The organism is Clostridium chromiireducens (assembly GCF_002029255.1).
In the GTDB taxonomy this organism is placed as follows: domain Bacteria; phylum Bacillota; class Clostridia; order Clostridiales; family Clostridiaceae; genus Clostridium; species Clostridium chromiireducens.
Window position 1 is genome coordinate 1 of record NZ_MZGT01000129.1, and the last position, 7,630, is coordinate 7,630.

Annotated in this window: 6 protein-coding genes and 1 pseudogene; all 7 read left to right on the forward strand. The window is 27.0% G+C overall.

Features of this window, described 5'->3' with window-relative positions; genetic code table 11:
* Positions 1-43 precede the first annotated feature (43 nt).
* The gene (locus CLCHR_RS23380; RefSeq protein WP_079442331.1) at positions 44-469 is read left to right on the forward strand and encodes a hypothetical protein; all 426 of its coding nucleotides are present in this window, start codon (positions 44-46) and stop codon (positions 467-469) included.
* Between the two features lie 553 nt (positions 470-1,022).
* Entirely contained in the window at positions 1,023-1,976 is a 954-nt protein-coding gene (locus CLCHR_RS23385) for a helix-turn-helix transcriptional regulator (RefSeq protein WP_079442333.1), read from the forward strand.
* 143 nt (positions 1,977-2,119) lie between these two features.
* Positions 2,120-2,362, forward strand: coding sequence for a hypothetical protein (locus CLCHR_RS23390; RefSeq protein ID WP_079442334.1), 243 nt, complete (start codon positions 2,120-2,122; stop codon positions 2,360-2,362).
* Between the two features lie 755 nt (positions 2,363-3,117).
* Positions 3,118-3,495 (forward strand): hypothetical protein, encoded by a 378-nt coding sequence (locus CLCHR_RS23395; protein ID WP_079442335.1) that lies wholly within the window; start codon positions 3,118-3,120, stop codon positions 3,493-3,495.
* A 28-nt stretch (positions 3,496-3,523) separates the two neighbouring features.
* A complete protein-coding gene (locus CLCHR_RS23400) occupies positions 3,524-5,272 on the forward strand; it encodes a phosphoadenosine phosphosulfate reductase domain-containing protein (protein WP_079442337.1) in 1,749 nt (582 codons plus the stop codon).
* Positions 5,262-6,185, forward strand: coding sequence for a DUF4007 family protein (locus CLCHR_RS23405; protein WP_169896874.1), 924 nt, complete (start codon positions 5,262-5,264; stop codon positions 6,183-6,185). Before CLCHR_RS23400 ends, CLCHR_RS23405 begins: the two co-directional genes overlap by 11 nt.
* Positions 6,172-7,630 (forward strand): annotated as a pseudogene (locus tag CLCHR_RS23410) (hypothetical protein); the annotation flags it as partial. The gene CLCHR_RS23405 and the pseudogene CLCHR_RS23410, both read left to right, overlap by 14 nt.

Below are 7,630 nucleotides of genomic sequence, written 5' to 3' on the forward strand. Positions count from 1 at the left end.
TTAATATTCTCAATGAATTAAATTACAAAGGATGGAGACATACATGAATCATTATTTTGAAGATAACCTCAAGATTTTTAAATTAGAAGGAAAATTACATAAAAAGATTATTTTATATTATGCTAATTACAAAAATCATATTAAAGTTCGTCATCCCGAGATGACTATGAAGAAGATTGAAGAAATTTTAAATGAGCCGGATTTTGTATATAAGCAATCTCGCAATAGTTCAATATTTTACTATGAGAAGAATATTTTAAATGAAACTTATAGAGTAGTTATTGAAACTTATAAGAAACATATTAAATCTGTTGTCACTGCTTATAATGTTAAGAGTAAAGAGGGATTTACTATAAAGCATATATATTGTGTGTATGATAAAAATACATTTATAGATTACGAAGACATACAAAAAGAATTTGAAAATGATATGGAGTATTTTTATGAATTGTTTAATATAGCTGAGTAATGGATTGGAGTATTAGTTGCTTTGAATTAATTGAAGCTAATTAATACCTTTTTTATGTTAAAAATTTAGTGAAATTAAGGATGTATATTTGATAAAGTTTTCTGGTTTTTGTATTACTTCAATTAATATACAAAAATTTATCGGATTTTTGAGTTTTAACTTGAATTTTGTAGTAAAATATTATTGCTGGCAAATTTCTAGAGAAACAATTATTATTTAATTTGTTAAACACAATAAGAAAATAACTAATTATAGGTTAAATGCTTAAACTCAAGTTTCAGAAGAAGCAAAATTAAAATATATTAATAAAGTTAATTTAAGAAAAGAGCTTAAGCAAATGATTATAGGTATATAAAATTGTGAATTAGAATGAGAATATAGTTTTTAACCACCATAATTTTGTCGTGGTTAAAATTATGCGCTCTATTAAGAATTATATAGGATAAACATTTAACTTTATAACCGAGAAAATATTATATCTTTTGATGAAATATTTTTAGAGTGAACTTTTAGTTCATTTTACTATGATAATTTATTTATAGGAGTTTTACTAATGAAACAAAATTTTTGCGAGAATGCGATTAATACATTTATATCAATAAGTGACTCAAACATTCAAGGAAGAACAGAGTTAGCAGAAAAATTTGGAGTCACAGAAAGAACCATAAGCAGCTATGTTAAATATTTGAAAGAAGAACTAGGCGTAGAGATGAGATGGGACAAGAAGAATAAGAAATATGTAGTAGAAGACCAAGGGATTTTCAAAGAAATAATAAATAATAGTAAACTAAAACCAGTGGATATTTGGCTTATTTTAATAATACTATTGAGATCGCAATATATATTACCCACTAAAGTAAAAATAATAAAAAATGAATTGCTAAAGTTCGTTGGGAACAAAGAAAAGGAAGAAATGGAGAAGCTTTTTTCTTTTGAAAAAACTAACCAGATAGATGGATACTACCTGGAAGATATTTTGGAGGATATATACAAGGCATTTATTAATAAGAAAAAGGTAAAGATGTTATATAGAAGATCTAGTGAAGATATACGTAAGTATATTATAGAACCTCAAAACATAACCTTCGATAATGGACGAGTATATCTTATAGCTTTTAATGAAAATAAAGAAGATAGAACTTATAGGCTGGATAGAATAAAGCGAATAGAGATTTTAGATGAAAATAAAGGGGAATCTGATTTTTCACTTCCAGATTACCTCTCTAAGTCGTGGCAAATGTTTGGGGGAAGAGAAAAAGAAACTAGGATTGTAGTTAAATTTAATAAGAATGCGGCGAAGATAATAGAGGAAAAAGTTGCTGTCAATAAAAGAATAATAAATGAAGAATGTGATTATGTTACATATGAATTTATAGCCTATGGAATAGATGGGATTTGTATTGAATTGTTGGGATTAAGAGATGGATTTAAGGTTTTAGAACCGATGGAGCTCAGAGAGAAGATCTATGAGATTGGTAAGAGAATAGTAGAGAATCACAGTAATTAAAAATATGATTTTGGAGTTCACTTTATATTATTAATAGTAAAATTACAGATGCATTAAAGAAAATAAACTGAAATCTAATATTAAGATGTCTAAATGATGAATTAACTTTTCATAATTATAAAATTATACAGGTGGTGTTGGTAATGGACAATGATAAACCAATGGATATAACGGACTTTCCAAAAGAAATAGTCAAAGATATGTATGCAATAGTGGAATATAAAGGAACCGAAAAGGAAAGTTTCCTATATGCGTATCCTTCTGAAATTGAAGCGTATAAAGCTGCTAAAAGGGTATCGCATAATAATGTATCAGTATTTAAAACTAATATCGTTTTTCATATAGTTGACGGTATGAAAATTATGTACGGATATGAAAAAGATTAAAATAAAATTACATATCAAGTGTAATGTAATAGCTTATGTTCACTTATGGATCAAAAGAGACTTTTGATTTACAATTTCCTTTATTAGTTGAAGAATTAAATAATTTTGAAAAAATTAGATATTACTCCAACCAATTATAATAAAGGGAAGATACTATTATTTATGCTCTCAATGGTATGAAACAAGTGCTAATAATGATAGGCCATATTTAGAAAAATGGATTTTGTTGCATAGTTAATAATTTAAACCATATAAATTTTCATGATATTTAAGCGGTTTTAGACTACTTGCTATGTGAAGATTTATGTAAAGGTTGGATTAAATATTATATTACGATTGTAAAGAAGGAATTTAAATGGAAGCTTTTAATTTATCATGTACAAAATATGAGCCATTGGAAGATGAGACGAGCGTATTAGTCCATTAGCAATTGATTTTTTTGCGCAAATTCTTGGAAATGTGGTTTTACCAAGTTTTACAACAAGAACTTCAAGGGCAAGATATTATAACATGGTCTGGTATGGAATATACATTTCAAGAAAATATCTGCAATTAGAAGGTAAGTCTTATTATGAAAAGATATTTTAAAAATATTCAACGTAGTAGAGAACGTTCTGTCTGATTTGTAATTAAGGGCAAATTTGGCTTTCGATTTGTTTTGACGTGAATATATATCCAAGTAAGAAAAATAGAAAACCAACTTATAATGTGATAGAATTATAAGTGAGTAAGATAAAGAAATACAGGTGACAATAATGAACAGTTTTGAAAATATAGAAGCATATTCTTGGAATCATAAAAGAATAGAATATGCTAGTAAAATTATTGATGATTCTCTCATAAAGTATTGCGAAACAGTAATTCCTATTGAAATAAGAATTTTTTTTGGTATAGAAAGTTGTAAACCCGGAGATAAGGTTAATATAATAATTTTACACAATTGTCAAGAATATACAGGAAGAATATACTTTGAAAATAACTTTAATAGAAGTAAATTGAAACTAGACAAGCGTTTTATTGATATTATCGTAGAGAAAATAAAAAAATTGAATGAAGTCGATGGAAAAATTAAATTAAGATTTATTAAGGAAAAAGTTAATAAATATTCTACTAAGATAATTGTAGAAGTTTAATTTTAATAAATTTTAGGTAGGATAGAATATGATTAAATATTATTGTAAAAATTGTAGAATAGATACTGAAAATAGTGAATGTCCTGTTTGCAATGAAAGGACTGAAATAACATCAAAATTGTATTGGTGTAATCATTGCAATATACCAACGTATGATGAAATATGCCCTGAGTGTGGTACTAAGGGGCATTACATTGGAACCGATATAAGACCAGTATTTCCTGAAGAGAGATTACTGTTGGAAATACTATTAGGAGAACCGTTTAAATTTAAAAAATCATCAGTATGGACTGGAAGTGGAAATAGATACATAATTGATGGGGTTAAGAAAAACTATTCTCAAAAACAATTGATGGAAAGTAATCCGTCAATTGTAATAGAACAATTAGAAAAATATAAGGATGAAAATAGTTATGATAAATTCAATGAATATATAGATCTATTTATAAAGGTAAATAAAGATAGATATAATTATATTGTTACCGAAGCAACAAACTTTATTATTAATCAAAAAAAGGATTATAATGATGATCATACATTTGTATCATTTTCAGGAGGAAAGGATAGTACTGTAGTTAGTAGTTTAGTAACAAGAGCATTAGGAATGCCTAATATAATACATATTTTTGGAGATACGACATTGGAATTTCCGGCTACTTATGATTACCTAAAAAGATTTAAAGCTGAAAATACAAAAACGCCTATTTTATCAGCAAAGAATAAAGAAAAGAATTTTTATGATATGTGTGAAGTAATAGGGCCACCTAGCAGAGTGATGAGGTGGTGTTGCATTGTTTTTAAAACTGGAGCAATTACGAAAAAAATAAATGCAATATTTAAAGATAAAGACAACGTTCTAACATTTTATGGGATAAGAAGAAGTGAATCGGTTAGCAGAAGTAAATATGATAGAGTAAGTGATAGCCCTAAAATTACAAAGCAAAATGTATCGTCACCAATTATAGATTGGAGTGATTTCGATATTTGGCTTTATATATTAACAACAGGAATAGATTTTAATGATGCATATAAACTTGGATATTCAAGAGTTGGTTGTTGGTGCTGTCCTAATAATACTACATGGGCACAATATTTATCTCAAATATATATGGCTGAACAATCCACTAAGTGGAGAACTCTTTTAATCGATTTTGCTAAAAAGGTTGGGAAACCAGATCCAGAAGTATATGTGGATGAAGGTAGCTGGAAAGCCAGGCAGGGTGGAAATGGAGTAAAATATAGTGAGAATATATTTGTATCTTTTAAGCCGTGTGCAACAGAAAATGAAAGTTTTAATTATGAATTAAATAAAGATATAACTGAAGAATTATATGAATTCTTTAAACCATTTGGTTGGATAAATAAAGAAATGGGTAATGCAAGATTAGGGCAAGTATATATTTTGGATAAAATAGGTAATCCGATTTTTAGGATTCAGGGAAAGATAGGAACTAGAGAGCTTAAAGTTACTGTGTTGAAGATACCTTTGGGGAAAGCAAAAAGTTTAAGAGATATAAAACAAAGAATAGATTGTCAATTAACAAAATATCAAATGTGCTTAGGGTGCTTAGGATGTGAAAGTGTTTGCAAGCATGATGCTATAATAGTAAAAAAAACAGCGCATGAAAATGAGTTAGTCTTAAATAGAGTTAGTAACACATATAGAATAATAGATGAAAAATGCAAAAGATGTGGGGAATGTATAAACCATTTTGAAGGTGGTTGCTATATGCGAAAGGTTCTCATTACTAAAAGAGGTGAAAATAGTGGCAAGTAACGTAAAGATTAGACTTAAAGGTCATGAGAGTTTTTATATAAGGGAAGGATGGTTAAGAAAAGGAACAAGAGCAATCCAAGAAAATCCATATATATTATCAGATATAACTGCAGCAGTAGATGAATTGGGAGTTGGGTCTAATATGGTTAAAGCAATAAGATATTGGCTTCAAGCTATTGGATTAACTGTAGAAAGCATTGGAATTAATTCAAAAAGAAAACAGGTTCAGAGAGAAGATTTTGGAGATATTATTCTTAAGGGTGATCCGTATTTTGAGGATTTAGGTACATTATTTTTACTTCACTATAAATTAGTATCAAATAAAGAAAGTGCTACAAGTTGGTATTTATTTTTTAATAAAATTAATGTAACAGAACTATCTAAAGAAACAATGTTTGAAGGTATAAAGCAAGAATTATTGAAAATGGACCCGACAATGGATATTTCAGAACAATCAATTAAAGATGATTGTACTTGTATCATAAAAACATATTTTACTGAAAAAAATGATTTAAAGGATCCTGAAGATAACATGGTTTGTCCATTTAGTGAGTTAGGATTAATTAATAAAATTCAAGTTAAGAATAAAGAAGAATTAATTAACAAATTAACACCAAATAGAACTAAACTAGATGAGTTAATAATTTTATATGTTATACTAGACAATTTGAAAGGACACAGATCGATATCTATTAAAAACTTAATTGAGGATGAAAATAATATTGGAAAAGTATTTAATTTAGACAAAAATTCAATTAATGAATATATAGATATTTTAGAAGAAAAAGGGTATATAAAAATTACTAGGGCAGCAGGATTAAATATGATTTATCCAACTAAGTTAGATGAAGTTGAGGTATTAAGGAAATATTATAGTGGAATTCAGGAGAGTGCACAAGATGAAATATTCTGACTTTATTAAAAGTAATGAGGGATTTCAATATTCTATAAATTTACAATATGATTTAAGGAATCCTAAAAAAATTAGTAGTTATATACCAACAAGAAAAACAGTAGAGCTTTTATATAAATATTTACTTAATACAAAAATGGATGAAGCCGATAATGCGTCTGTATTAATTGGTCCATATGGAAAAGGAAAGAGCCATTTATTATTAATACTATTAGGTTTAATGAGTGGCGATTCTCAAAGTAATGAGTTAAATAGATTGATAGATAAAATTGAACCAATTAATTCAGAGTGTGCGATATTAGCAAAAGAGGTTTTAGTTGAGAAAAAATATCTTCCAATAATATTGAATTTTAATTCAGATGATTTAAATCAAGCTTTATTAGTAGCGTTAAATCATGCATTAAAAGAAGCTGATATTAGTGATATATTACCTAATACCTATTTTGATTCAGCTATAGCAACAATTACAAATTGGTTAGAATATGAAGATAAAAATATGATTACAAAAGTTAAAGTTTTAGTTAAGGATAGATGTGGCTTATCCTTAGAAAAGTATTTAGAAAAACTTAAAGCTTTTGATAAGAATTCATATGATTTATTTAAAGAAATATTTACTGAAGTTACATCAGGAATACAATTTAACCCAATGGTTAATTCGGATATTGTGAAATTGATTGAAGAAACTAATTATAAGCTAAAAGAGAAATATAAATATGATGGAATAATAATTGTATTTGATGAATTTAGCAAATTTATTGAATCAAGTAATGACTTAAATAACTCAAAAGACTTAAAGATTCTTCAGGATATGGCGGAATTAAGTGTAAGGTTAAAATCTCCGCAAATGCATCTAATATGTATTACTCATAAGACAATAAATGAATATATTAGTAAAATACCGCAAGAGAAAATTGACGCATGGAGAACAATTGAAGGAAGATTTAAAGAAGTACTATTTATATCAACTTCACAGCAAAATTACGAATTGATATCTAATGCAACAAAGAAAAACAAAACTAAGTTAATGGAGTTTATAAAAGATAATCAAGATAAACTAGATGATTTAACAAGCGAAGGCGAAAGATTATTTAACAGTGTATATAGAAGCAAAGATTATTTTAAGGAAATTGTAAATGGATGTTTTCCATTGCATCCATATACTACTTTTGCATTGCCTATTGTTAGTGAAAAAGTAGCACAAAATGAAAGAACACTTTTTACATATTTAAGTAAAGATGAACCAAATTCATTAATTGAATTAGTTAATAAAAATGATGGAAGACTTGAATTAGTGACATTAGATAAATTATATGATTATTTTGAACCGTTATTTAGAAGGGAAATTTTTAATCAATCAATATATAATATATGGGCTCAAGTTGATAGTGCTCTAAAGATAGTCTTTTCTGATTTAGAGAAAAAGATTATAAAAATATTAGGAATAA

Coding starts and splice junctions, on each gene's coding strand:
- CLCHR_RS23380 (WP_079442331.1), top strand. CDS start 44: ATGAATCATTATTTTGAAGATAACCTCAAGATTTTTAAATTAGAAGGA.
- CLCHR_RS23385 (WP_079442333.1), top strand. CDS start 1,023: ATGAAACAAAATTTTTGCGAGAATGCGATTAATACATTTATATCAATA.
- CLCHR_RS23390 (WP_079442334.1), top strand. CDS start 2,120: ATGGACAATGATAAACCAATGGATATAACGGACTTTCCAAAAGAAATA.
- CLCHR_RS23395 (WP_079442335.1), top strand. CDS start 3,118: ATGAACAGTTTTGAAAATATAGAAGCATATTCTTGGAATCATAAAAGA.
- CLCHR_RS23400 (WP_079442337.1), top strand. CDS start 3,524: ATGATTAAATATTATTGTAAAAATTGTAGAATAGATACTGAAAATAGT.